Origin of the sequence: Kluyvera sichuanensis (assembly GCF_014218705.1) — a bacterium.
GTDB classification, from domain to species: Bacteria; Pseudomonadota; Gammaproteobacteria; order Enterobacterales; family Enterobacteriaceae; genus Kluyvera; species Kluyvera sichuanensis.
This window is the reverse complement of sequence record NZ_JABBJF010000002.1, coordinates 53,199-77,148: the sequence shown is the minus strand read 5'-3', so window position 1 is coordinate 77,148 and position 23,950 is coordinate 53,199. Positions and strand designations below refer to the sequence as shown.

Annotated in this window: 28 protein-coding genes; 16 read left to right on the top strand and 12 right to left on the bottom strand. The window is 56.0% G+C overall.

Annotated elements, in window-relative coordinates:
• Positions 1 to 14 precede the first annotated feature (14 nt).
• Together mdtG and HII27_RS02710 are read right to left on the bottom strand one after the other, a co-directional pair.
• A complete protein-coding gene (mdtG, locus tag HII27_RS02715) occupies positions 15 to 1,232 on the bottom strand; it encodes a multidrug efflux MFS transporter MdtG (protein ID WP_185666438.1) in 1,218 nt (405 codons plus the stop codon).
• Between the two features lie 139 nt (positions 1,233 to 1,371).
• Positions 1,372 to 2,292 (bottom strand): Kdo(2)-lipid IV(A) acyltransferase, encoded by a 921-nt coding sequence (locus tag HII27_RS02710; RefSeq protein ID WP_185666437.1) that lies wholly within the window; start codon positions 2,290 to 2,292, stop codon positions 1,372 to 1,374.
• A gap of 223 nt (positions 2,293 to 2,515) precedes the next feature.
• On the opposite strand from HII27_RS02710, the gene trhO reads away from it, so the two are divergent.
• Positions 2,516 to 3,577, top strand: coding sequence for an oxygen-dependent tRNA uridine(34) hydroxylase TrhO (trhO, locus tag HII27_RS02705; RefSeq protein ID WP_185666436.1), 1,062 nt, complete (start codon positions 2,516 to 2,518; stop codon positions 3,575 to 3,577).
• On the opposite strand, the gene HII27_RS02700 is transcribed toward trhO, so the two are convergent.
• From HII27_RS02700 to tatA, 7 genes are all read right to left on the bottom strand, one after another.
• Entirely contained in the window at positions 3,574 to 3,687 is a 114-nt protein-coding gene (locus HII27_RS02700) for a DUF2770 family protein (protein WP_185666435.1), read from the bottom strand. The two genes, trhO and HII27_RS02700, sit on opposite strands and share 4 nt — an antisense overlap.
• A gap of 55 nt (positions 3,688 to 3,742) precedes the next feature.
• The gene (solA, locus tag HII27_RS02695; RefSeq protein ID WP_185666434.1) at positions 3,743 to 4,861 is read right to left on the bottom strand and encodes an N-methyl-L-tryptophan oxidase; all 1,119 of its coding nucleotides are present in this window, start codon (positions 4,859 to 4,861) and stop codon (positions 3,743 to 3,745) included.
• Between the two features lie 137 nt (positions 4,862 to 4,998).
• The gene (gene bssS, locus HII27_RS02690) at positions 4,999 to 5,253 is read right to left on the bottom strand and encodes a biofilm formation regulator BssS (protein ID WP_035896892.1); all 255 of its coding nucleotides are present in this window, start codon (positions 5,251 to 5,253) and stop codon (positions 4,999 to 5,001) included.
• Positions 5,254 to 5,534: 281 nt separating this feature from the next.
• On the bottom strand, positions 5,535 to 5,780 hold the full coding sequence (dinI, locus tag HII27_RS02685; protein WP_035896890.1) for a DNA damage-inducible protein I: 246 nt from the start codon (positions 5,778 to 5,780) through the stop codon (positions 5,535 to 5,537).
• A 71-nt stretch (positions 5,781 to 5,851) separates the two neighbouring features.
• A complete protein-coding gene (gene pyrC / locus HII27_RS02680; protein ID WP_185666433.1) occupies positions 5,852 to 6,898 on the bottom strand; it encodes a dihydroorotase in 1,047 nt (348 codons plus the stop codon).
• A 157-nt stretch (positions 6,899 to 7,055) separates the two neighbouring features.
• Positions 7,056 to 7,616, bottom strand: a complete 561-nt coding sequence (locus HII27_RS02675) for a lipoprotein (protein ID WP_035896888.1) — start codon at positions 7,614 to 7,616, stop codon at positions 7,056 to 7,058.
• A gap of 185 nt (positions 7,617 to 7,801) precedes the next feature.
• Entirely contained in the window at positions 7,802 to 8,029 is a 228-nt protein-coding gene (tatA, locus tag HII27_RS02670) for a Sec-independent protein translocase subunit TatA (protein WP_185666742.1), read from the bottom strand.
• 352 nt (positions 8,030 to 8,381) lie between these two features.
• On the opposite strand from tatA, the gene rimJ reads away from it, so the two are divergent.
• The 4 genes from rimJ to murJ all read left to right on the top strand — a co-directional run bounded on the left by rimJ (position 8,382) and on the right by murJ (position 12,235).
• Positions 8,382 to 8,966 carry a ribosomal protein S5-alanine N-acetyltransferase gene (gene rimJ, locus HII27_RS02665; RefSeq protein ID WP_035896479.1) on the top strand — a complete coding sequence of 195 codons (585 nt, stop codon included), beginning with the start codon at positions 8,382 to 8,384 and terminating at the stop codon, positions 8,964 to 8,966.
• 10 nt (positions 8,967 to 8,976) lie between these two features.
• The gene (locus HII27_RS02660; RefSeq protein WP_185666432.1) at positions 8,977 to 9,627 is read left to right on the top strand and encodes a YceH family protein; all 651 of its coding nucleotides are present in this window, start codon (positions 8,977 to 8,979) and stop codon (positions 9,625 to 9,627) included.
• 14 nt (positions 9,628 to 9,641) lie between these two features.
• Positions 9,642 to 10,556 (top strand): Gfo/Idh/MocA family protein, encoded by a 915-nt coding sequence (locus tag HII27_RS02655; protein ID WP_185666741.1) that lies wholly within the window; start codon positions 9,642 to 9,644, stop codon positions 10,554 to 10,556.
• Between the two features lie 143 nt (positions 10,557 to 10,699).
• Positions 10,700 to 12,235 (top strand): murein biosynthesis integral membrane protein MurJ, encoded by a 1,536-nt coding sequence (gene murJ / locus HII27_RS02650; protein ID WP_185666431.1) that lies wholly within the window; start codon positions 10,700 to 10,702, stop codon positions 12,233 to 12,235.
• A gap of 44 nt (positions 12,236 to 12,279) precedes the next feature.
• On the opposite strand, the gene flgN is transcribed toward murJ, so the two are convergent.
• The 3 genes from flgN to flgA form a co-directional block, all read right to left on the bottom strand.
• Positions 12,280 to 12,708 (bottom strand): flagella biosynthesis chaperone FlgN, encoded by a 429-nt coding sequence (gene flgN, locus HII27_RS02645; protein ID WP_185666430.1) that lies wholly within the window; start codon positions 12,706 to 12,708, stop codon positions 12,280 to 12,282.
• A 3-nt stretch (positions 12,709 to 12,711) separates the two neighbouring features.
• Positions 12,712 to 13,005 carry a flagellar biosynthesis anti-sigma factor FlgM gene (gene flgM, locus HII27_RS02640; RefSeq protein WP_035896484.1) on the bottom strand — a complete coding sequence of 98 codons (294 nt, stop codon included), beginning with the start codon at positions 13,003 to 13,005 and terminating at the stop codon, positions 12,712 to 12,714.
• Positions 13,006 to 13,100: 95 nt separating this feature from the next.
• A complete protein-coding gene (gene flgA, locus HII27_RS02635) occupies positions 13,101 to 13,760 on the bottom strand; it encodes a flagellar basal body P-ring formation chaperone FlgA (protein WP_185666429.1) in 660 nt (219 codons plus the stop codon).
• 156 nt (positions 13,761 to 13,916) lie between these two features.
• Here flgA and flgB point away from each other — a divergent pair, with 156 nt between their 5' ends.
• From flgB to flgL, 11 genes are all read left to right on the top strand, one after another.
• Positions 13,917 to 14,330, top strand: a complete 414-nt coding sequence (gene flgB / locus HII27_RS02630; protein WP_185666428.1) for a flagellar basal body rod protein FlgB — start codon at positions 13,917 to 13,919, stop codon at positions 14,328 to 14,330.
• A gap of 3 nt (positions 14,331 to 14,333) precedes the next feature.
• Entirely contained in the window at positions 14,334 to 14,738 is a 405-nt protein-coding gene (gene flgC, locus HII27_RS02625) for a flagellar basal body rod protein FlgC (RefSeq protein ID WP_163448115.1), read from the top strand.
• A gap of 12 nt (positions 14,739 to 14,750) precedes the next feature.
• Positions 14,751 to 15,449, top strand: coding sequence for a flagellar hook assembly protein FlgD (flgD, locus tag HII27_RS02620; RefSeq protein WP_185666427.1), 699 nt, complete (start codon positions 14,751 to 14,753; stop codon positions 15,447 to 15,449).
• 27 nt (positions 15,450 to 15,476) lie between these two features.
• Positions 15,477 to 16,757, top strand: a complete 1,281-nt coding sequence (gene flgE, locus HII27_RS02615; protein ID WP_185666426.1) for a flagellar hook protein FlgE — start codon at positions 15,477 to 15,479, stop codon at positions 16,755 to 16,757.
• Between the two features lie 20 nt (positions 16,758 to 16,777).
• Positions 16,778 to 17,533 carry a flagellar basal body rod protein FlgF gene (locus HII27_RS02610; protein WP_185666425.1) on the top strand — a complete coding sequence of 252 codons (756 nt, stop codon included), beginning with the start codon at positions 16,778 to 16,780 and terminating at the stop codon, positions 17,531 to 17,533.
• Between the two features lie 8 nt (positions 17,534 to 17,541).
• Complete coding sequence (gene flgG, locus HII27_RS02605) at positions 17,542 to 18,324, top strand: flagellar basal-body rod protein FlgG (RefSeq protein WP_185666424.1); 783 nt, start codon at positions 17,542 to 17,544, stop codon at positions 18,322 to 18,324.
• 125 nt (positions 18,325 to 18,449) lie between these two features.
• A complete protein-coding gene (flgH, locus tag HII27_RS02600; RefSeq protein ID WP_185666423.1) occupies positions 18,450 to 19,148 on the top strand; it encodes a flagellar basal body L-ring protein FlgH in 699 nt (232 codons plus the stop codon).
• A gap of 11 nt (positions 19,149 to 19,159) precedes the next feature.
• Positions 19,160 to 20,257 (top strand): flagellar basal body P-ring protein FlgI, encoded by a 1,098-nt coding sequence (locus tag HII27_RS02595; RefSeq protein ID WP_185666422.1) that lies wholly within the window; start codon positions 19,160 to 19,162, stop codon positions 20,255 to 20,257.
• Positions 20,257 to 21,207, top strand: a complete 951-nt coding sequence (gene flgJ / locus HII27_RS02590; RefSeq protein WP_185666421.1) for a flagellar assembly peptidoglycan hydrolase FlgJ — start codon at positions 20,257 to 20,259, stop codon at positions 21,205 to 21,207. The genes HII27_RS02595 and flgJ overlap by 1 nt, the downstream gene beginning before the upstream one ends.
• A gap of 63 nt (positions 21,208 to 21,270) precedes the next feature.
• Entirely contained in the window at positions 21,271 to 22,941 is a 1,671-nt protein-coding gene (flgK, locus tag HII27_RS02585) for a flagellar hook-associated protein FlgK (protein ID WP_185666420.1), read from the top strand.
• 14 nt (positions 22,942 to 22,955) lie between these two features.
• Positions 22,956 to 23,891, top strand: a complete 936-nt coding sequence (flgL, locus tag HII27_RS02580; RefSeq protein ID WP_185666419.1) for a flagellar hook-associated protein FlgL — start codon at positions 22,956 to 22,958, stop codon at positions 23,889 to 23,891.
• Positions 23,892 to 23,950 lie beyond the last annotated feature (59 nt).

The following is a 23,950-nucleotide window of genomic DNA, read 5'->3' as shown; positions in this document are numbered from 1 at the left end:
GCCGGATGATGTGTTTAAGAACGGGAAGGGACGGGGCTGCGACGCAGGCTAAAACCGGTATAAATGGCGTTGAACAGCACGACGGCGGCGGTTACGCAGAAGACCGCGCGGAAGCCGTAGTTTGCCGACACGGCGGCACCAATCAGCGGCCCGGTGACGTTACCAATATCGCGGAACGACTGGTTATAGCTGAAAATTCGCCCGGCAATCTGGTTGCTGGAGTTATAGACCAGCAGCGTTTGCACCGCAGGTAGCAGCGCGCCGTCAGCCGCACCCAGCAGGAAGCGCAGGATACCGAGCTGCAGCGGGTTCTGCACAAACGACATCGGGATCAGCAGCAGCACGGAGACCACCAGCGCCACGATAAGAATCTTTTCCGGGCCAATACGGTCGCCGAGCTTACCTAAACGCGGCGCGCAAATTAGCGCCGCCACGCCGGGCACCGAGGCTATCATGCCGCTGACAAAGGCAATATTGCTGATATTCCCTGCAAGGTCACGTACGTAAAGTGTCAGAATCGGGGCGATAGAGCCGGTGGCGACCTGGATAATCAGCGTGGTGACGAACAGGCTCAGCACCAGTTCGCGGTTTTTCAGCGAGCCAAACACCTCTTTGACGTGCAGCATCTCTTTTTTCGATACCGGCGTGAACTGCTCGCGGATGAAGAACAGCGTCATCACGAAGCAGACAAACAGCACCGCGGCGGTCATAAAGAACACCGGACGCAGGCCGTAGTTATCGGCAAGAAAACCGCCGGCCAGCGGCCCCAGCAGCGCGCCGCTCACGGCACCAGTCGACAGCGTGCCCAGCGCCCAACCGCTCTTGTGACGCGGAATTTGGGTGGCAATCAGCGCGTTGGCGTTAGGAATAAATCCCCCCAGAAGCCCCAGCAGTGCGCGCAGAATCAGAAACTGCCAGATATTCTGCGCCAGCCCCATTAACAACATGACGATAGCCATACCCAGCGCCGAGCGCAGCAGCATGATTTTACGCCCTTTGCGGTCGGCCAGGCCGCCCCATAGCGGTGACGCGATGGCAGAGAACAGGAAGGTGATACTGAAGACCAGGCCAGACCACATATTCAGCGAGCTGTGGCCGGTCACGCCGAGCGCTTCAACGTAAAGCGGCAGGAAAGGCATGACCAGGCTGAATGCTGCGCCGGTTAAAAAACAGCCGAGCCAAACGACAGCGAGGTTACGCTTCCAGTTAATGGGGGCATCTGAGGGTTGCATAGGGTTCCGCAGGCGAAATGTCGCCAAAAGAGAGTGTATTTATAAGCCTGCTAATTATGCTCCTGTGTTCATATCACTGCAATGTGGTCCGCTTTTAAAGCTAAAACAAAAACGCGCAGCCGGAGCTGCGCGTATAACGTTAGTACAGGGAAGGTGCTCCTTCCGGGCGCGTTTTAAAGCGCCGATGCAGCCACATGTATTGCTCTGGGGCCATCATGATGCATTTTTCGACGATGGTGTTCATCCATGCGGCGGTGACTTCGGCATTCTCCAGCGGCGGGTCGCATTCCGGTTCGAGAATAATCAGTTCGTAGCCTTTGCCGTTCGGTTTACGGCGCGGCACAAAGGGAACCACGCACGCTTTTGACATTTTTGCCAGCATCCAGGTGCCGGATGTCGTGGCGGCATCCTTCACGGCGAACAGCGGTGCAAAGACGCTGGCGCGCGGGCCGTAGTCGTGGTCCGGCGCATACCAGATAATTTCGCCGTTCTTCAGCGCGCGGACCATGCCTTTCAGGTCTTTACGGTCAATCATATCTTTGTTTGACCGCATGCGGCCCCAGGTTTGCAGCCAGTCGATGACCGGATTATCGTTGGGCCGATAGACGCCAATCCCAGGGTTATGAATGCCGAACATACGGGCGCCCATTTCCAGCGTCAGGAAGTGAATACCGATCAGCAAAACGCCGCGGCCGGAATCCTGCACGGCGCGGATATGCTCAAGGCCGCTGGCATCCATCCAGCGGTTGATGCGCTTAGTCGGCCAGAACCAGGCGATCCCGGTCTCCATCACGCCCATCCCTACCGACTCAAAATTCTTAACCACCATCTGATGACGTTCAGCTTCGCTCTTTTCCGGGAAGCAGAGCTCAAGATTGCGGTATGCAATTTGCGCTCGGCGCTTCATCAACAGCAGGGCCAGACGGCCGATAGCGTTCCCGAGGCGATAAATAACCGGATACGGCAGTTGAACAACTAACCAGAGCACGCCAACACCCAGCCAGGACGGCCAGTAGCGGGGGTGCAGCAACGCTGTGGTGAATTTAGGTAACTGGGTCATGTCTTTCCTGTTATTACGAGCAACTGGCTCTATTGTCGCACTATTTTTCCGTCAGCCAAAACGACCGCGTCACGACTGTTGTCTATTCATACAACTATTTTGCAGAGCATTAGTAATGGTGAAGAGAATGTAGCGCAAAATGTGGGGATGTAAATTAACGATGATTGCTATATCATGCGCCCCGATTATTCCCATCCATTCTATTTTGCAGGATAAGAACACCATGCCAGTGTTACATAACCGCATTTCGAATGAGACGCTGAAAGCGAAGATGCTGGCAGAAACTGAGCCACGCACCACCATCTCATTCTATAAGTACTTCACTATTGTTGACCCAAAAGCGACGCGTGATGCGCTGTACGTCGCGCTCTCGGCGCTCAATGTCTTTGGTCGCGTTTACCTGGCCCGCGAGGGGATCAACGCGCAGATTAGCGTACCAGAGAGCCAGGTTGAAGCACTGCGTGACTGCCTGAACCGCTTTGACCCGGCGCTGAAAGATCTGCGTCTGAACATTGCGCTTGATGATGACGGGAAATCGTTCTGGGTGCTGCGCATGAAGGTTCGTGAGCGTATCGTGGCCGATGGGATCGACGATCCGACGTTTGATGCCAGCAACGTGGGTGAGTACCTGAAAGCGGCGGAAGTGAACGCCATGCTCGATGACCCCGACGCGCTGTTTATCGATATGCGTAACCACTACGAGTACGAAGTAGGACATTTTGAACAGGCGATGGAGATCCCGGCCGACACTTTCCGCGAGCAGTTGCCGAAAGCGGTTGAGATGATGCAGGAGCATAAAGACAAGAAAATTGTCATGTACTGCACCGGCGGCATTCGCTGTGAAAAAGCCAGTGCCTGGATGAAGCACAACGGCTTTAATCAGGTCTGGCATATCGAAGGCGGCATCATTGAGTACGCTCGTCGCGCTCGTGAACAGGGTTTACCGGTACGCTTTGTGGGTAAGAACTTCGTCTTTGACGAACGCATGGGCGAACGAATTTCCGACGATATCATTGCCCACTGCCATCAGTGCGGTACACCGTGCGACAGCCACACCAACTGTCTGAACGATGGCTGCCACCTGCTGTTTATTCAGTGCTCGACCTGTGCAGAAAAATACGAAGGCTGCTGTAGCGAAAGCTGCCAGGAAGAGCACAAACTTCCTGAAGAAGAGCAACGTCTGCGTCGTGCCGGGCGCGAAAACGGCAATAAAATCTTTAATAAATCGCGCGGTCGCCTGAATACCCGTTTAGGCATCCCGGATCCGCAGACCCAGAACGATTAATTGAAGTAGAGCCAGGCGATGTCGAGCAGCGCTAACAGCAGCCAGAGCATCAGATACAGCATCAGATGTTCGCGGACGTTGTTGAGCAGAAAGTAGAACAGGCGACGCATAGTATTCTCGATATAACGGCCCCGATGATTCGGGGCCGTTTTTTTAAGGCTTTCGTTAGCCGTTAAAGCGGGACAGCGAAAACGGCGATAAATCGTACTCCGGCGTTTTCTGCTGCGCGAACTGCGCGGCAATTTCCCCCAGAACGGTGGCGAACTTAAAGCCGTGGCCGCTCAGGCCACCGATAAACAGCACATCGGGCTGGCCGGGCAGGGTGTCGATAATAAAATCTTCATCCGGCGTGTTGTCATAGGTACAGGCCGCGCCGTACAGGCAGCCGCCAATGCCCGGCAGGATCTGCCGCAGGAAGCTGAACGCTTCGGAACCGTCGGTGGCGACGCTGCCAAACGCTTTACGCTCTTCCGGGATGTTGATGACCTGGCCGCCGTTGTGTTTACCGATTTTCAGCTCGTTCTCCACCGCCGGGAAACCGTAGAACTGGTCGCCGTTCGGCAGCTCGCCGGTAAACGCCGGGAAGTTGTTTTTGCGGCTGTAGCGGCCATCTGCCTGGAACCAGGCAAATACTTTGCGCACTGGCTGGATAGGCAGGTCAGGGTAAAGCTGTTTGACCCAGGTTCCCGCCGTCAGCAACAGTTTTTTGCCGCGCCAGCTTCCCTCGGAGGTCTCAATGGTTACGCCGTTCGTATCGCTATGAATAGCGGTAACCGGGCAGTTGAAAAGCTGCGCGCAGCCGGCTTCTTTTGCCATGGCAATCAGCGTTTTCACCGCCAGTTCGCTTTTCAGTACCCCTGAGCCTGGCTCAAAGATGGCACGGTAGTCTGCGGGGACGCGAATTTCGGGCCAACGGGACATGACCGCCGCGGCATCAAGATGTTCAACTGCCAGAGAGAACTGTTCAGCACTCTGGGCGACGGTGTTCAGAAAGGTGGAGTCAGCGGGGCCAAGGTTAACGACGCCGCTTTGTTCAAACAGTGCTTCGCCGCTGGTTGCGGCTAGCTCGTCCCATAGCGCCTGGGCGCGAAGAACCAGCGGGACGTATTTCTCACCTTCACCATAGGCATGGCGCATCAGACGGGTATCGCCGTGATGACTTCCTTGCTGGTGCGGTGGCATATGGGCATCGGTCATCAATACATTTAAACCCGCTTTACGGGCGTAATAACCTGCCGCAGCGCCGACGGAGCCGCTACCAATAATAATAAGATCGTATTCCATAGTGATTCCCGACACGATGATAAAGCGCGAAGCCAGAGACTGGTAGAGTAATTAACCGACAGTTGTTATACAAGGGTGAAAATAATTAAGGCACCCGTAGGTGCCTGTTGGTCGTTAATACGACGAAAGTATCAGCGTTAATGCCTGCGATACTCATTGACCTGGTAATCGCCAGACTCAATCTTGGCAATCCCGGCTTCCAGTATGGAAATAAACTGACGTGCGACATCGGTGGTTAGCCACAGGGTCTGGCCAACTTCAGCTTCTTTATTGCTCGATTGATTGGGGTCTTGGTAGTGCAGGCGCAACATCATGGCATCGTAGCTATCAACGGTGCTGATGTCCCATCCAACGAGGGGATGGGTCTGGATGACTTCATTATTCTTTTCCATCATAACCCCTTCTTCATGTGTTAAAAGGCAACAACTCTCGAGGTTCAATGCAATTTTTTGTGAAGCTTTATCAGTATACAACAATTCAATAAATACTCGAGAATTGAAATCAAAAGCAACATAAATTCCTGAATAGACCGGTCGTTCGCGCAATAAACAACCATATTGTTCATTGTTTTTGCGGTTAATCTAAAAGATGGGGATAAATGAGAAAATAACAAGCAGAAAAGAACGAAAAAAAGCCGGGGCGACCCGGCAAAAACACAATGAGGGAGCAAATCTTAATCGGTGATGAACCAGTCGTCCGCGCTCTCCCAGGTTTCCTGGAGGATCTCGCTGATGCGGTCTTTATCTTCTTTAATGCCGCCGATGACGGAGAGGTTGTTGTTGGCCGCGTAGCGCACGCTGACGGTGCCTCCGCTGTCCGGGAATTGGTCGTTAATACGGCGGGAAAGTTCGCCTGCCAGCGCGTCTAGCGCACCTGCAGGCAGTGCAGTGGTTTTTGCAACGGTAACTTCAATACGCATAATTGCCCCCTGTGTAATATACTGTATATTTATACAGTCACCTTGCGGCTTTTACAACAGGGGGCGCGAAATTATTTTTTCACCGTCCAGCGCAGCGTTTCACCAGCCAGGAACGGCACCAGCGTATCGTCGCTGAGCGCGATGGTTTCGGCAACCTGACTTTCTTCGCGCACCAGTTCGACAAAATCCTCGTTTACCGGTAGGCCGTAGAAGCGCGGGCCGTTCAAAGAGCAGAAGGCTTCAAAGTGCTGCAGCGCGTTCATCTCTTCAAACACGGTAGCGTAGCTTCCCAGCGCCGTTGGGGCGTTGAAACAGCCGGCACAGCCGCAGCTAGCCTCTTTGCGATGGCGGGCGTGCGGCGCAGAATCGGTGCCGAGGAAGGCGCGAGTAAAGCCGCTGGCAACCAGTTCACGCAGCGCCTGCTGGTGGATATTGCGCTTAAGAATTGGCAGGCAGTAAAGATGAGGGCGTACGCCGCCTACCAGCATATGGTTACGGTTGAACATCAGGTGCTGAGGGGTAATGGTGGCGGCAATCAGTTCGTTGCCGTCGCGCACGTACTCGGCCGCATCTTTGGTAGTGATGTGCTCGAAGACGACCTTCAGGCCCGGCAGGCGCTGGCGCAGTGGTTCCATTACGGTGTCGATAAAGCGTGCTTCGCGGTCAAAAATATCAATTTCCGCGTGGGTGACTTCACCGTGCACCAGCAGCGGCATTCCCAGTTTTTCCATGCGTTCAAGCACCGGCATAATCGCATCGGTGCTGGTGACGCCGTGGCTGGAGTTGGTAGTGGCATTCGCCGGGTACAGTTTGGCTGCGGTGAATACGCCTTCGTTAAAACCGCGCTCCAGTTCGTTCGGATCGAGGGTGTCGGTTAAGTAGCAGGTCATCAGCGGCGTGAAGTTATGCCCGGCTGGAACAGCGTCAAGAATGCGCTGGCGGTAGGCGATAGCCGCATCTACGGTGGTAATTGGCGGAACCAGGTTCGGCATGATAATTGCGCGGCCATACAGTTCACTGGTATACGGGACAACCGTTTTTAGCATCTCGCCATCGCGAAGATGGATATGCCAGTCGTCTGGGCGGCGAATTTTCAGAACTTGCGGTAATGCGGTCATTTGAGGCTCCGGCTGGTGGGAAATCAGTCATTTTTTGCCGGGCACTAAGGATAAGCGGAAACGTTTTCCTTTGCATCCTTTTCTGTGAAATTTGTTTGCGAAAGAAGAAAACCCTCTCCTTGAGGGGAGAGGGTTTAAAAGGGGGCGTGCCGGGAAATTAGTCCGTGAACGGGATAATGATTTCGCCCGGTTTCACCTCAATACCCTTGGCAAATTTCTTCGCCAATGCTTCACCCTGGCTGGCATCTTCTTTCAGCACGTAGGCCGGTTGCTTATTAAAGTACGTGCGCAGCGACTGGTTGAGGTAAGGGATCAGCGTCTGTACCACCGTCTGCATCTTCTCCGGCGTGACTTTCGCATCCTGGATCTCCATCTCCTGAAGGTATATGGCGCCTTGTTCTTTGTTGAACACCGGCAGCGCTTTCAGCGTCAGGGCGATATTCGCTTTCTGGCTGCCAAAGAGGGAGTTCATATCCAGTTTGGCATCGCCGCTCAGCGTCACTTTGTTCGGCTCTTCACGACCAATTGCGCTGGAGAGGTTGCTCAGGACGATATGGGCATCGGCTACGCCGGGTACGCCAATATCTTTCGAGAAATTATTCCGCTTCTGTAACGCCTGGTTAATCTCCTGCTCGCTAACGGAATATTGCGTGAGTTGATTACAGCCAACCACCAGGCCGCTAACGATCAGTGCGGCAATAACAAACAATTTTTTCATGAGGTTCCTCAAGGTAAAGCGTTCGGTGCATCCTGACATAAAGCAGCATACCCTGTTAGTAGAACTCTGACAGCGGAAAATGCTGAAAGTGCCGTGGCGAAGGCGCTGTGGGCCACGCCATGGGCGGCTTTTACGACGGAACGTTTACCTGTAGTTCCATTCAACGGCCTGTATACGGTGCAATATCAGGCCCGTTTTTGTTTGGCGTCAGTGTCCTCAGCATTGCCCTGCGTGGTTTTCTCACTGAGAAAATCGGCATCATTTTCAGCATGATTGTCATCGTTCATCGCTTTTTTGAACCCTTTCAGCGCCGCACCAAAATCAGAGCCCAAAGAGGCAAGTTTTTTGGTACCGAATAACAGCACAACCAGAACGACAATGACTAACAGTTTGGTGACGCTAATTTCGCCCATCATGACACCTTAATAGAAAAAATCGAGAGAATAACCGTCGGCGTAATGAACCGGTCGCCTGAGTATTTGGGATGCGAATTTTCGCAAACCCAAGATTAATTTATTTGTCTCTTAATGGCATTGATTTCGCACCGTTCGTCTTTATGCATGAGGGCGCGTAATGTCACGACTCGTGATAAAGAGAGAGGCGCGGTAACATCTTCATTTTGCCGGACTATCTCACTTTTTCATGTATTGCCAGCGATAGGGCTTTTTTATCACAATGCATCATGACAGATTGTTGTTTTCATTGACCGCCGTGGGCAGGTAGAGTGAGACGACCAGGGTATACGTTGGGTACAGGAGTAGTGAGATGTTTGGCTATCGCAGTAATGTGCCGAAAGTTCGGTTGACCACCGACCGGTTGGTGGTGCGTCTGATTCACGACCGGGACGCCTGGCGTCTGGCCGACTATTACGCCGAGAATCGGCAATTTTTAAAGCCCTGGGAACCGATTCGTGACGACAGTCATTGCTATCCTTCCGGCTGGCAGGCGCGTTTGTCGATGATTAATGAGTTTCATAAGCAGGGAACGGCGTTCTATTTCGCGCTGCTTGACCCGGAAGAGAAAGAGATTATCGGCGTGGCGAACTTTTCCAACGTGGTGCGTGGCTCGTTTCATGCCTGTTATCTCGGCTACTCCATCGGCCAGAAATGGCAGGGGCAGGGGATGATGTATGAAGCGCTGACCAGCGCGATTCGCTATATGCAACGCACTCAACATATTCACCGCATTATGGCCAACTACATGCCGCATAATAAGCGCAGCGGCGACCTGCTGGCGCGACTGGGCTTTGAAAAAGAAGGCTACGCGAAAGACTATCTACTGATTGACGGCGAATGGCGCGATCACGTGCTGACGGCGTTGACCACCCCACAATGGACTGCTGGTCGATAAGGAGACCCGAATGAAATATCAACTGAGCCCGCTGGAAGCCCGCGTCATTGGCTGTTTGCTGGAAAAGCAGGTCACGACGCCGGAGCAATATCCGCTCTCGATAAACGGCGTGGTCACGGCCTGTAATCAAAAAACTAACCGCGAGCCGGTGATGACGCTCAGCGAAGCGGAAGTGCAGGATCAGCTGGATACGCTGGTAAAACGTCACTATCTGCGTACGGTGAGCGGTTTTGGTAATCGTGTCACCAAGTACGAACAGCGCTTCTGCAACTCTGAATTTGGCGATCTGAAGCTGTCGACGGCGGAAGTGGCGCTGGTGACCACGCTCTTGCTGCGCGGTGCCCAGACGCCGGGCGAACTGCGCGGTCGCGCGCAGCGCATGCATGAATTTACTGATATGGCAGAAGTCGAGAATACGCTGGAACGTCTGGCGAATCGCGAAGATGGCCCGTTTGTGGTGCGTCTGCCGCGAGAACCGGGTAAGCGGGAAAGCCGCTATATGCATCTGTTCAGCGGTGAGGTTGATCTTCAGGCGGTAGCCGCCCAGAGCGATGCGCCAGCGGCGGACGATAGCCTGCTGGCCCGCGTCGAGATGCTCGAAGGGGAAGTTGCCGAACTTAAACAGCGTCTGGATTCACTGCTGGCGCACCTCGGGGAGTAAGTCTTATGGCGAAGATTCGCATTGGTGTGGTGGGGCTTGGCGGTATTGCGCAGAAAGCCTGGCTGCCGGTATTAAGCGCCGCCACGGACTGGACGCTGCAGGCTGCGTGGTCACCGGGTAAAGAGAAAGCGCTGAAAGTGTGCGAAACCTATCGCCTGCCTTATGCCGACTCATTGACTGCATTAGCCGCCCAGTGCGATGCGGTCTTCGTGCACAGCTCGACGGCCTCACACTACGCGGTGGTGAGTGAGTTGCTGAATGCTGGCGTCCACGTCTGCGTGGATAAACCGCTGGCCGATAAGCTTGACGATGCGGAGCGGCTGGTGGCGCTGGCAGCACGGAAAAACCTGACGTTAATGGTCGGCTTCAACCGCCGCTTTGCGCCGCTTTACCGCGAGCTCAAAAAGCGTGCCGGAGAGATGTCGTCGTTACGGATGGATAAACACCGTGCCGACAGCGTTGGCCCGCATGACCTGCGCTTTACGCTGCTCGATGATTATCTGCACGTGGTCGATACCGCGCTGTGGCTGGCGGACGGTAAGGCGACGCTGCGCGATGGAGTACTGCAAACCACTGACGAAGGGCATATGTTTTATGCCGAGCACCATTTCAGCCAGCCGGGGCTGCAAATCACCACCAGCATGCACCGCCGGGCGGGCAGCCAACGCGAGTGGGTGCAGGCGGTGGCCGACGGCGGGCTGTTTGAGGTGTCGGATATGCGCGAGTGGCGTGAAGAGCGCGGGTCCGGCATTGTAACCCGGCCGATTCCGGGCTGGCAGACCACGCTTGAGCAGCGCGGGTTTACCGGCTGTGCGCATCATTTTATTCAGTGCGTTCAGAATCAGACGGTTCCTGAAACGGCAGGGGAACAGGCGATAGCGGCGCAGCGAATGGTGGAAGGGTTGTGGCGTGAGGCGATCCGCGAGTAGGTTTATTCCGGGTTAGCGCTGTAGGCCACTAACCTGCTGTAACATCTGGCAGTAGCAATTCATCCCGAACCCGGTAGACTAACGCCACTTTTTTAGCGCTCATCCATCGGGCGCTTTGATCCGGGTTGTGGAATCACAAGTTAATGAATCTATTAAAATCGCTGGCTGCCGTCAGCTCGATGACTATGTTTTCGCGCGTACTGGGATTTGCGCGTGACGCGATCGTAGCGAGGGTGTTTGGCGCCGGAATGGCGACCGATGCCTTTTTTGTGGCCTTTAAGCTGCCAAACCTGCTGCGCCGTATCTTTGCCGAAGGCGCGTTCTCGCAGGCGTTCGTACCGATTCTGGCCGAATACAAAAGCAAGCAGGGCGAAGACGCGACTCGGGTATTTGTCTCTTATGTCTCGGGCCTGCTGACGCTCGCGCTCGCGCTGGTGACCGTGGTGGGGATGCTGGCGGCACCGTGGGTGATCACTATCACCGCACCGGGCTTTGCTGACACGGCGGATAAATTTGCGCTGACTACCCAACTGCTGCGCATTACCTTCCCTTATATTCTGCTGATTTCGCTGGCCTCGCTGGTCGGGGCCATTCTCAACACCTGGAACCGCTTCTCGGTGCCGGCGTTTGCGCCGACGTTCCTCAACGTCAGTATGATTGGCTTTGCATTGTTCGCCGCGCCGCACTTCCACCCGCCGGTTCTGGCGCTGGCATGGGCGGTGACCGTCGGCGGCGTGCTGCAACTGGCCTATCAGCTGCCGCACCTGAAAAAAATCGGCATGCTGGTGCTGCCGCGCATCAACTTTAAAGATGCCGGTGCGGTACGCGTGGTGAAACAGATGGGGCCGGCTATCCTGGGCGTCTCTGTAAGCCAGATTTCGCTTATCATCAATACCATTTTCGCCTCCTTCCTTGCCTCAGGCTCCGTCTCGTGGATGTACTATGCCGACCGTCTGATGGAGTTTCCGTCCGGCGTGCTGGGCGTGGCGCTGGGGACTATCCTGCTGCCGTCGTTGTCGAAAAGCTTTGCCAGCGGCAACCATGATGAGTACTGCCGTCTGATGGACTGGGGTCTGCGCCTGTGCTTCCTGCTGGCGCTGCCGAGCGCCGTAGCGTTGGGCATTCTGGCGAAGCCGCTGACCGTGGCGCTGTTCCAGTACGGTAAATTTACCGCCTTTGATGCCGCCATGACTCAGCGTGCACTGGTGGCCTACTCCGTGGGCTTGATGGGACTAATCATCGTTAAAGTTCTGGCGCCGGGCTTTTATTCCCGTCAGGACATCAAAACGCCGGTTAAAATTGCTATCGTTACGCTGATTATGACTCAGGTAATGAACCTGGCATTTATCGGCCCGTTGAAGCATGCGGGGCTATCGCTGTCGATTGGTCTGGCGGCCTGTCTGAACGCGGCGCTGCTCTACTGGCAGCTACGCAAACAAAAAATCTTTACCCCACAGCCGGGCTGGGCAGGATTCTTAGTCCGTCTGGTCATTTCGGTGCTGGTGATGTCGGCAGCTCTGGTTGGCTTGATGCACGTCATGCCTGAATGGTCACAGGGCACGATGCCTTACCGTCTGTTGCGCCTGGTTGGCGTCGTGGTTGCCGGAATCGTCGCCTATTTCGCTACCCTGGCGATTCTGGGCTTTAAAATTAAAGAGTTTGCACGCCGTACGGCGTAATAGAAAGGCACTGCGCGGGGCACATTCTGTGGCCCCGCCGCAATTCAGACGGAATATCTCTTCGCGCTGCGCGCCACCGGGGCACCCGCTGCCTGACCATCCTTGCCGTAAAGTCCGGTTTCCTGGAAAGGCTTAAGTACATCAATCGCCTGCTGGTTACGAAGGATCTGTCCTTCCAGCAGCCAGCCGTTATGCTGATTAAGACGATGCAGTTGCTGCGTGGTCTCGGTAATCACCTGCCAGCGGTCGCTATACGCTTCGCGCGTTTCACGCTGGGCGTCCTGTTCGACGCGACGCTGCTTCTCCAGATAGTCTAACGTTGCCAGCAGAGAGCTTTTCTCTTCGGTGATGCTGGCAAGCTGCAGGCCGTTAACGCTGCCTGCGGAGAGCTGCAGTTGTTCAGCATCCATCACCGCTTTCAGCGAGTTCAGGATGCTGGTCATTTGGTCCAGTATGGCTGACAAACCGCTCATCTCTTATTTACTCTGCAGATAATCTTGTGTGTCCTGGATCAGCGCGTCGGCGATTTTGCCGGTGTCCATTTTTAACTCGCCGTTGCGAATAGCCGTTTTCAACTCTTCAACGCGCGCCATATTAATATCGCCGGCAGAGGAGCGGGTTAACGCCGTCTGGGCGTTACTTAACGTGACGCTGGCGCTGGTCGCCGTCGCCGTTTTTTCCGCACGCACTTTCGGGGCGCTGGTCTCAGGGGTTTCGCGTTGCTGGACGCTGGTCACCGCTTTCAGAGAAGATGTACGATCGATGCTCATGGTTCTTTCCTCATTGAGGCTCTTGTATGGCGCAGGCGCCGACTCTCTTAAATGTTAATTATCTATCGGCAAGCGACACATATTCTTTATAACGTTTATAGATTAATCAGAATATTCCCATCAGTATCGACCTGACCGCTCACAACCTGACCTGACGGCATGCGCACCCGTGCGTTCTGCGTGACGGCGGCGTTGTTCAATGCCTGACCTTCACCATTGATACTAAAACCTTCACCCTGGGCAATTACCATCACCTTCTGTCCGGCCTTGACGCGCCACGACTGGCGCACCATCGACAGCTGCAGCGGCTGGCCGATGGCGACGTCGCGCAGGCTCACGGCATCCTGCGCCTGTGAAAGGTTGAGCATGGTCCGCGGCGGCAGCTGATCGAGTCTCCCGCGCTTTAACGTGACGTTCTGCGCCGCAATGGGTGTACCGCGCACGATAGGCGCGGCGGCAACCACATAGTCGCCAATGGCCTGCACGTTGACCTGTAAATACTGTTTAGCGTTCCCGCACTGTGCCACCACCGTCAGATTTCCCCACAGTCGCGAATTGCCCGGCGTACTGAGCGCAGGTGCGTCGCAGGCGAGCTGAAGGTTTTGCGTGTTGCGCAGCTTCACGCTGACCTCATTGCTAAAACCGGTCAGACGCTGGGTGAAAAAATCGGTGAGCTGTGCCTGGAGATCGGCTGCCAGAGCCAATGGGCTAAAGACCAGTGCCGCAGCGGTGAGAGGGGCAATGAGCTGACGCATGGAACGCTCCAGTGAGTAAAGAATGCATGCATTTTACCCATCTTGTCGCGACATCAACGCAATAAATAGCGACGCATATTGCGTTTATTCCGGCGATGACGCGCGCGTAAGGAGATTTAAGCTGTCGGCTGAAACTTTGTCATTAGCGGAGGAGACATGCTCGACAAACTCGACGCCGCCTTACGTTTTCAGCAAGAAGCGCTCAACCTGCGCGCCGAACGTCAGGAAATTCTGGCGGCCAATATCGCGAATGCGGATACCCCCGGGTTTCAGGCGCGCGATATTGATTTTGCCAGTGAACTCAAAAAAGTGATGGCGCGCGGGCGGCCGGAAAGCAGCGGCGTATCGCTGACGCTGACCTCCGAACGTCATATTCCCGCCCAGACGCTCTCTACGCCAGAGACCGATCTGCTGTACCGCATTCCCGACCAGCCTGCGATGGATGGCAACACCGTCGATATGGACCGGGAACGCACGCAGTTCGCCGATAACAGCCTCCAGTACCAGACCGGCCTTACGGTTCTGGGCGGACAAATCAAGGGCATGATGAGTGTCCTGCAGGGGAACTAATCCATGGCATTACTCAATATCTTCGACGTCGCCGGGTCGGCGCTGACCGCGCAGTCCAAACGTCTCAACGTCGCGGCCAGTAACCTCGCCAACGCCGACAGCGTCGCCGGGCCGGATGGTCAGCCTTATCGCGCCAAGCAGGTGGTGTTTCAGGTGGATGCGCCGATGGGCGCGGCGACCGGCGGCGTAAAAGTGGCCGACGTGGTGGAAAGTCAGGAGCCTGACAAGCTGGTCTATCAGCCGGGTAACCCGCTGGCGGATGCCAAAGGGTACGTTCGCATGCCTAACGTGGACGTGGTTGGCGAGATGGTAAACACCATGTCGGCATCGCGCAGCTATCAGGCCAACGTCGAAGTACTGAACACCGTCAAAAGCATGATGCTGAAAACGTTGACGCTTGGACAATAAGGGAGATAACCGATGTCTGTCGTATCCAATATTAATGATACCTCCAGCAGCAGCTCCGCCTCTTCGGCGCTGAGCAGCACCGGGACCAACAGTTCATCTGACCTGCAGAGCAGCTTTCTGACGCTGCTGGTGGCTCAGCTGAAAAACCAGGATCCGACCAACCCGCTGCAAAACAACGAATTAACCTCACAGCTGGCGCAGATCAGCACCCTGAGTGGTATTGAGAAACTCAATACCACGCTCGGTTCCATCTCCGGACAGATTGACAGCAGCCAGTCGTTGCAGGCCAGTTCGCTGGTCGGCCACGGCGTGATGATCCCCGGCAGCACCATTCTGGCGGGGAAAAGTGCGGGCAGCGAAAACGAGAGCGTGGACACCACGCCATTCGGCATTGAGCTGACGCAGGCGGCCGATAAGGTCACCGCGACCATCACCGATGGTAACGGCAAAGTGATCCGGACATTGAATATGGGCGCGCAGACCGCGGGCGTTCATACCTTTACCTGGGACGGCAAGCTGGACGATGGCACGGCGGCACCGGACGGTGCTTACAACATCAGCTTTGCAGCCAGTCAGGGCACCACGCAGTTGGTAGTTCAACCGCTGCAGTTTGCGCTGGTACAGGGCGTTACCTTGGGCAAAGACGGCAACAAACTGGATTTGGGAACCTACGGCACCACCACGATGGACCAGGTTCGCCAGATTATCTAAGCCTTTAACAATTTCAGGAGAGACGTTATGGCCTTTTCACAAGCGGTCAGCGGTTTAAACGCGGCTGCCACCAACCTCGATGTTATCGGCAACAACATCGCCAACTCCGCCACCTACGGGTTTAAATCCGGGTCGGCCTCGTTTGCCGATATGTTCGCGGGTTCCAAAGTCGGGCTGGGCGTTAAAGTGGCGGGGATCACCCAGGACTTTACCGACGGCACCACCACCAGTACCGGCCGCGCGCTTGACGTGGCGATTAGCCAGAACGGCTTCTTCCGTCTGGTCGATACCAACGGCGCGGTGTACTACAGCCGTAACGGTCAGTTCTCACTCGACGAGAACCGCAACCTGGTGAACTCGCAGGGGCTGAACCTGACGGGCTACCCGGCAAGCGGCACGCCGCCGACCATCCAGCAGGGGGCAAACCCGGTGGCGCTGTCGATTCCGAACACGCTGATGTCGGCAAAAGCGTCGACCACCGGCACCATGCAGATGAACCTGAACTCGACGGATGCGGCGATTCCTTCAACCGTAACGTTCGACCCAAGCAATCCGGACACCTATAACAAAAAGGGTACTGTCACCGTTTATGACAGCCTGGGTAACTCGCACGATTTGAACGTGTACTACGTGAAGACCAGCGATCAGGGTAAGTGGGATGTCTGGACGCAGGATACCAGCGTTAGTACCGCCAAACCGGTGAAGGCGGCGCAGATGGCGTTCACCACTAACGGGACGCTGGATACGGTGACGAACTACAAAGAGGATGCAACGGATCCGAGTGGTTGGTCTCTGGTGACAACGGGGAGCAATCCTACCCCAGAAATCGCTATTCAAATAGACCCACTGAATGGCTCAGTAGCGGGAACCTTCAACCTCAGCTTCCTCAACTCCATGCAGCAAAACACTGGCTCCAGCGACGTTGTTGCCACCACGCAGAACGGCTATGCGCCGGGCAGCCTGGTGAGCTATCAGGTCAACGATGATGGCTCGGTGGTGGGTAACTACTCCAACCGTCAAAGCCAACTGCTGGGGCAGATTGTGCTCGCTAACTTCTCCAACACCGGTGGGCTGCAATCTGAAGGCGATAACGTCTGGTCTGCGACCCAGTCTTCTGGCGTCGCACTGCTGGGTACGGCGGGTACCGGTAACTTTGGCTCGCTGACCAACGGCGCGCTGGAAGCTTCCAACGTCGACCTGAGTAAAGAGCTGGTGAATATGATCGTGGCGCAGCGTAACTATCAGTCTAACGCCCAGACCATCAAAACCCAGGATCAGATCCTCAACACGCTGGTTAACCTGCGTTAATCGTCTAATAGGGTGACCTCATGGATCACGCGATATATACGGCAATGGGCGCGGCCAGCCAGACCATGCAGCAGCAGGCGGTCACGGCGAGCAACCTTGCCAATACATCAACGCCGGGCTTTCGTGCCCAGCTCACCGCCATGCGTGCGGTGCCGGTCGTGGGGCCGTCCGTTGAGACGCGTACTCTGGTGGCTGCCACCACGCCGGGCGCGGATATGACCCCAGGCCAGCTGGACTATACCGCGCGTCCGCTGGACGTGGCGATTCAGCAGGACGGCTGGCTGGCAGTGCAGTCGGCGGACGGGAGCGAAGGCTATACCCGTAACGGCAATATCCAGGTCAGCTCCACCGGGCAGCTCACGATTCAGGGCAACCCGGTGATCGGTGAGACCGGGCCGCTGAGCGTGCCGGAAGGTTCGCAGGTGACTATCGCTTCGGACGGCACCATTTCCGCACTGACGCCGGGGGATCCGCCAAACACGGTTTCCCCGGTCGGTAAGCTGAAGGTCGTCAAAGCCACGGCAACGGAAGTGGCGCGCGGCGATGATGGACTGTTCCACCTCACGCCGTCGGCGGTGGCGACGCGTGGGCCAACCTTACAGGCTGACCCAACGCTGCGCCTGCAGTCCGGCGTGCTGGAAGGCAGCAACGTAAAACCCGTGGCGGCAATGGCGGACATGATAGCCAGCTCGCGCCGCTTTGAAATGCAGATGAAGGTTATCAGCAGCGTGGATGAAAACACGCAGAAAGCTAACCAGTTGCTGTCAATGAGCTAAGGAAAACTATGATCAGTTCATTATGGATCGCGAAAACCGGTCTCGACGCGCAGCAAACCAATATGGACGTTATCGCCAACAACCTAGCGAACGTCAGTACCAATGGTTTTAAGCGCCAGCGCGCGGTATTTGAAGACTTGCTCTATCAAACCGTTCGCCAGCCGGGTGCACAGTCATCCGAACAAACGACGCTGCCGTCAGGCCTGCAGATCGGTACCGGGGTTCGTCCCGTGGCGACCGAACGTCTGCACAGCCAGGGGAATTTGTCGCAAACCAACAATAGTAAAGACGTGGCGATCAAAGGCGACGGGTTCTTCCAGATCCTGCTGCCAGACGGCTCCTCGGCCTATACCCGTGACGGCTCGTTCCAGGTTGACCAGAACGGTCAGTTGGTGACCGCCAGCGGCTATCAGGTACAACCGGCGATCACCATTCCGGCGAACGCCATCAGCATCACCATCGGTCGTGACGGTATCGTCAGCGTGACCCAGCAGGGGCAGACGAACCCGGTGCAGGTGGGGCAGCTGAACCTGTCGACCTTTATGAACGACACCGGGCTCGAGAGTATTGGTGAAAACCTGTACATCGAAACCCAGGCCTCCGGGGCGCCAAACGACACCACGCCGGGTCTGAACGGTGCGGGTCTGCTGTATCAGGGCTATGTCGAAACCTCTAACGTCAACGTGGCGGAAGAGTTGGTCAACATGATTCAGGTGCAGCGCGCGTACGAAATCAACAGTAAAGCGGTATCGACGACCGACCAGATGCTGCAAAAACTGACGCAGCTGTAAGGCGTAGCCGGGTATTTCCCCGGAGTCGCTTCGCTCGTCCGGACTACGACAGTGCGTGTAGCCCGGACGAGCGAAGCGACTCCGGGATCTCCCGGGATAACATTGAGATTCAGAAGAAGAAAGCAATGCAAAAATCAGCAGCGTTTCGTTATCCGCTTTTAACCGTTGTCGCACTCAGCGTGGCAGGGTGCGCCCTCGTGCCGTCCAAGCCGCTGGTGGAAGGGGCGACGACCGCTCAGCCCATTCCCGGCCCGGTTCCGGTGGTGAATGGTTCTATTTTCCAGACCGCGCAGCCGATTAACTACGGCTATCAACCGCTGTTTGAAGACCGCCGTCCGCGCAATATCGGCGATACGCTGACTATCGTGCTGCAGGAAAACGTAAGCGCGAGCAAAAGCTCGTCGGCGAACGCCAGCCGCGATGGCAAAACGAATTTCGGCTTCGACACCGTACCGCGCTACCTGCAGGGCCTGTTTGGCAATGCGCGCGCCGATGTGGACGCCTCCGGTGGCAACACCTTTAACGGCAAGGGCGGCGCGAACGCCAGCAACACCTTTAGCGGCACGCTGACGGTGACCGTCGATCAGGTGCTGGTCAACGGTAACCTGCATGTGGTGGGCGAAAAACAGATTGCCATCAACCAGGGCACCGAATTTATCCGCTTCTCCGGGGTAGTTAACCCGCGCACCATCAGCGGCAGTAACACCGTACCGTCCACTCAAGTGGCGGATGCGCGCATCGAATATGTCGGCAACGGCTATATCAACGAAGCGCAGAATATGGGCTGGCTGCAGCGTTTCTTCCTTAACTTATCGCCGATGTAACGAGGTGAACCATGTTTAAAACTCTGCTAACCCTGACGCTGGTGCTGATGACCAGCCTCGCGCATGCCGAACGCATCCGCGACCTTACCAGCGTGCAGGGGGTGAGGGAAAACTCGCTGATTGGCTATGGCCTGGTGGTAGGGCTTGATGGCACGGGTGACCAGACGACGCAAACGCCGTTTACCACCCAGAGCTTGAACAACATGCTCTCTCAGTTGGGTATCACCGTGCCAGCGGGCACCAATATGCAGCTGAAAAACGTGGCGGCGGTGATGGTCACCGCGCAGCTTCCGGCATTCGGCCGTCAGGGGCAGAACATCGACGTGGTGGTCTCCTCAATGGGTAACGCCAAAAGCCTACGCGGCGGTACGCTGTTGATGACCCCGCTGAAAGGCGTGGACAGCCAGGTATATGCGCTAGCGCAGGGTAACATTCTGGTGGGCGGTGCCGGTGCGGCCGCCGGTGGCAGCAGTGTACAGGTGAACCAGCTGAACGGCGGGCGTATTACCGGCGGGGCGACCATCGAGCGTGAACTGCCAACGCAGTTTGGCGCAGGTAATACCATCAACCTGCAGTTAAACGATGATGACTTCACCATGGCTCAGCAGATTGCCGATACCATTAACCGTCGCAGCAGCCTCGGCAATGCTACCGCGCTTGATGCGCGTACCGTGCAGGTGCGTGCGCCGGTGGGCGGCAGCGGTCAGGTGCGTCTGTTGGCGGATATCCAGAACCTGGAAGTGGGTACCACGCCGCAGGATGCGAAGATCATTATCAACTCCCGTACCGGATCCGTGGTGATGAACCGCGAAGTGACGTTGGATAGCTGTGCGGTGGCGCAAGGTAACCTGTCCGTTACCGTCAACCGCTCCGCGCAGGTGAACCAGCCGGATACGCCGTTTGCTGGCGGCCGTACCGTGGTCACGCCGCAAACGCAAATTGACCTTCGCCAGAGCGGTGGTTCGCTGCAGAGCATTCGCGCCAGCGCCAATCTCAACAACGTGGTGCGTGCGCTGAACGCGCTGGGGGCAACGCCAATCGACCTGATGTCGATTATTCAGGCGATGCAGAGCGCAGGCTGTCTGCGCGCCAAGGTGGAGATTGTCTAATGCTGACCGACAGCAAATTACTGGCGAGCGCCGCCTGGGACGCGCAGTCGTTGAATGAACTGAAAACCAAGGCCGGGCAGGACCCGCAGGCCAACCTGCGGCCGGTGGCGCGTCAGGTGGAAGGGATGTTCGTACAGATGATGCTGAAAAGCATGCGTGAAACGCTGCCGAAAGACGGTCTTTTCAGCAGCGACCAGACGCGGCTCTACACCAGTATGTATGACCAGCAAATCGCCCAGCAGATGACCGCAGGAAAAGGTCTGGGGCTGGCGGAAGAGATGGTCAAACAGCTGTCGACGCAGCAGCAGGAGCCGGCCGACAACGTCGGTCAGGTACCGATGAAGTTCGATATGCAGACGGTCACCAGCTACCAGAACGCCGCGCTGACGCAGATGGTGCGTAAGGCGCTGCCGAAGGCGCCGGACAGCAGCGATACGCCGCTCTCCGGCGACAGCAAAGACTTCCTCGCCCAGCTCTCGCTTCCAGCGCGGCTGGCGAGTGAACAGAGCGGCATTCCTCACCACCTGATTCTGGCGCAGGCCGCGCTGGAGTCCGGCTGGGGGCAGCGGCAGATCCGCCGGGAAAACGGCGAGCCGAGCTTTAACCTGTTCGGGGTGAAGGCGTCCGGTGACTGGAAGGGCAAGGTGACGGAAATCACCACCACTGAATTTGAAAATGGCGAAGCGAAGAAGGTGAAGGCCAAATTCCGTGTCTACAGCTCGTATCTGGAAGCGCTGTCGGACTATGTGAGCCTGCTAACCCGCAACCCGCGCTATGCGGCGGTGACCTCCGCATCAACGGCGGAGCAGGGCGCACAGGCGTTACAGAACGCTGGCTATGCAACCGACCCGCAGTATGCGCGCAAATTAACCAGCATGATTCAGCAGCTAAAAGCGATGAGCGACAAGGTCAGCAATACCTACCGTAACGATATCGAAAATCTGTTCTGATGAGCCTCAAGTTTGCCGTCCGCCATCCGATAAGTAATACCATGGTCTTAAGAAGGAGCGTTCATGTCCAGTTTAATTAACAGCGCGATGAGCGGGCTGAGCGCCGCACAGTCGGCGCTGAATACCACCAGTAACAACATCTCCAGCTATAACGTAGCGGGATACACCCGTCAGACGACGGTGCTGGCTTCTGCCAACAGCACGCTGGGCGCGGGCGGTTGGGTGGGCAATGGCGTTAATGTCTCCAGCATTCAGCGCGAGTACAACGCGTTTATCACCAACCAGCTGCGTTCTGCGCAAAATCAGAGCAGCGGTCTGGCGACGCGCTACGAGCAGGTATCGAAGATCGATACGATGTTTGCCAGTTCGACTAACAATATTTCGACGACCCTGCAGGATTTTTTCAGTAGCCTGCAGACGCTGGTCAGCAACGCCGAAGATCCAGCGGCACGTCAGACCGTACTTGGTAAAGCCGATGGCGTCGTGAACCAGTTCAAGGTTGCCGATCAGTATCTGCGCGACCAGGACAAGCAGGTTAATCTTGGCATCACCTCAACCGTTGAGCAGATCAACAACTACACCTCGCAGATTGCCAGCCTGAACGACAAAATTGCGCGTCTGACCGGCGTGGGGGCGGGAGCATCGCCAAACGACCTGCTGGATCAGCGCGATCAGTTGGTGAGCGATCTGAACAAGCTGGTTGGCGTAGAGGTGAACGTCCAGGATGGCAGCACCTACAACATCACTATGGCTAATGGCTACACGCTGGTGGCGGGCACGAAGTCGAATCAACTGGCAGCAGTACCGAGCAGCGCCGATCCAACGCGCACCACCGTGGCGTATGTGGATAATGTGGCGGGTAGCATCGAAATCCCGGAAAAGCTGCTGACCACCGGCTCACTGGGTGGCATGCTGACCTTCCGTTCTCAGGATCTGGACCAGACGCGTAATAGCCTCAACCAGATGGCGCTGGCCTTTGCCGATGCTTTTAACAAGGTGCATGAAGGTGGCGTCGACGCAGATGGCAAAAAAGGTGAAGCGTTCTTCAGCTTTGGCATACCAGCGGTGCTGCCAAACGCTAAAAATACCGGCGGCGCAGAGCTGGTGGCACAGGTAAGCAAGGCCTCGGCGGTACAGGCGACGGATTATCGCATCGTCAATACCAGTGGCGGCTGGCAGGTAACGCGACTGTCTGATAACACCACGGTGACGTTGGATACGACCAGCACGCCGACCTCACTTCAATTTGATGGCTTAACGGTAAATGTCGAAACGGCTGACCCAACTAATGGCGCAGCAGTGGGCGATAGCTTCATCTTAAAACCGGTTTCCGACACCATCGTCAATATGAAAGTGGAGATCAGCAGTGAGTCGCAAATTGCGATGGGTATTGCGGATGCTTCTGGTAATAGCGGTGGCGAAAGTGATAACCGCAATGGGCAAAAACTGCTGGATCTACAGACCAGTAAAATCGTTGGTGGCTCAAAGAGCTTCAACGATGCGTACGCGGCGCTGGTGAGTAGCATCGGCACCAAAACCGCCACGTTGAAGAGCAGCAGCACCACGCAAGCAAGCGTCGTTACCGAACTCACGCAGCAGCAGCAGTCTATCTCCGGGGTAAACCTCGATGAAGAGTATGGCAACCTGCAGCTGTACCAACAGTATTATCTGGCCAATGCGCAGGTGCTGCAAACCGCAAGCACCATCTTCGACGCATTAATTAATATTCGCTAAGAAGAGGGAACATCATGCGCGTCAGTACTTTAATGATGTATCAGCAGAATATGCGGGGCATTACCGACTCCCAGTCTGCATGGTTGGGATACGGTGAACAGATGTCGACCGGAAAGCGGGTTAACCGCGCATCGGACGACCCGGTTGCGGCTTCTCAGGCCGTCGTGCTGTCACAGGCTCAGGCGCAAAACAGCCAGTATGCGACCGCGCGTACCTTTGCTACCCAGCGCGTCTCGATTGAAGAGAAAACGCTGTCTCAGGTCACCACGGCTATCCAGTCGGCGCAGGAGAAGATCGTATATGCCGGAAACGGCACGCTGAGCGACGATGACCGTGCATCACTGGCAACGGATCTCGAAGGTATTCGCGATCAAATCCTCAACCTCGCCAACAGCACTGACGGTAATGGTCGCTATATTTTTGCTGGCTATAAGACGGATGCAGCACCATTTGATGCGGATGGTACCTACAACGGTGGGTCTGAGAACGTGCAACAACAGGTCGATTCCGCGCGTACGATGGTTATTGGCCACACCGGTAATCTGGTTTTTGATAAAGACCCTGCGAGTGCGAGCACTGATGCCGATAGCAACATTTTTGTGGCGCTCAACAAGGTGATTGACGCGCTGAAAACGCCGGTAGGTGATGATGAATCCTTGAAAGCGGTGTCATCTGAAGCAATTGACAGAGCGAACCGTAGCATGAAAGGGGCGCTGAACAACGTGTTGACCGTTCGCGCCGAACTGGGTACCCAGCTTAACGAACTTGATAAGCTCGATTCGCTGGGCGATGACCGTGCGCTGGCGCAAACCCAGCAGATGAGCAACCTGGTTGACGTAGACTGGAACGAAACGATTTCGAATTACACCATGCAGCAAACCGCACTACAGGCAGCGTACAAAGCGTTTACGGATATGCAGGGAATGTCGCTGTTCCAACTGAATAAATAAAACATGTAGGTTTTGACATATCTGGAAACTGGATATGTTTTTGTCGCCCGCGTCACTAC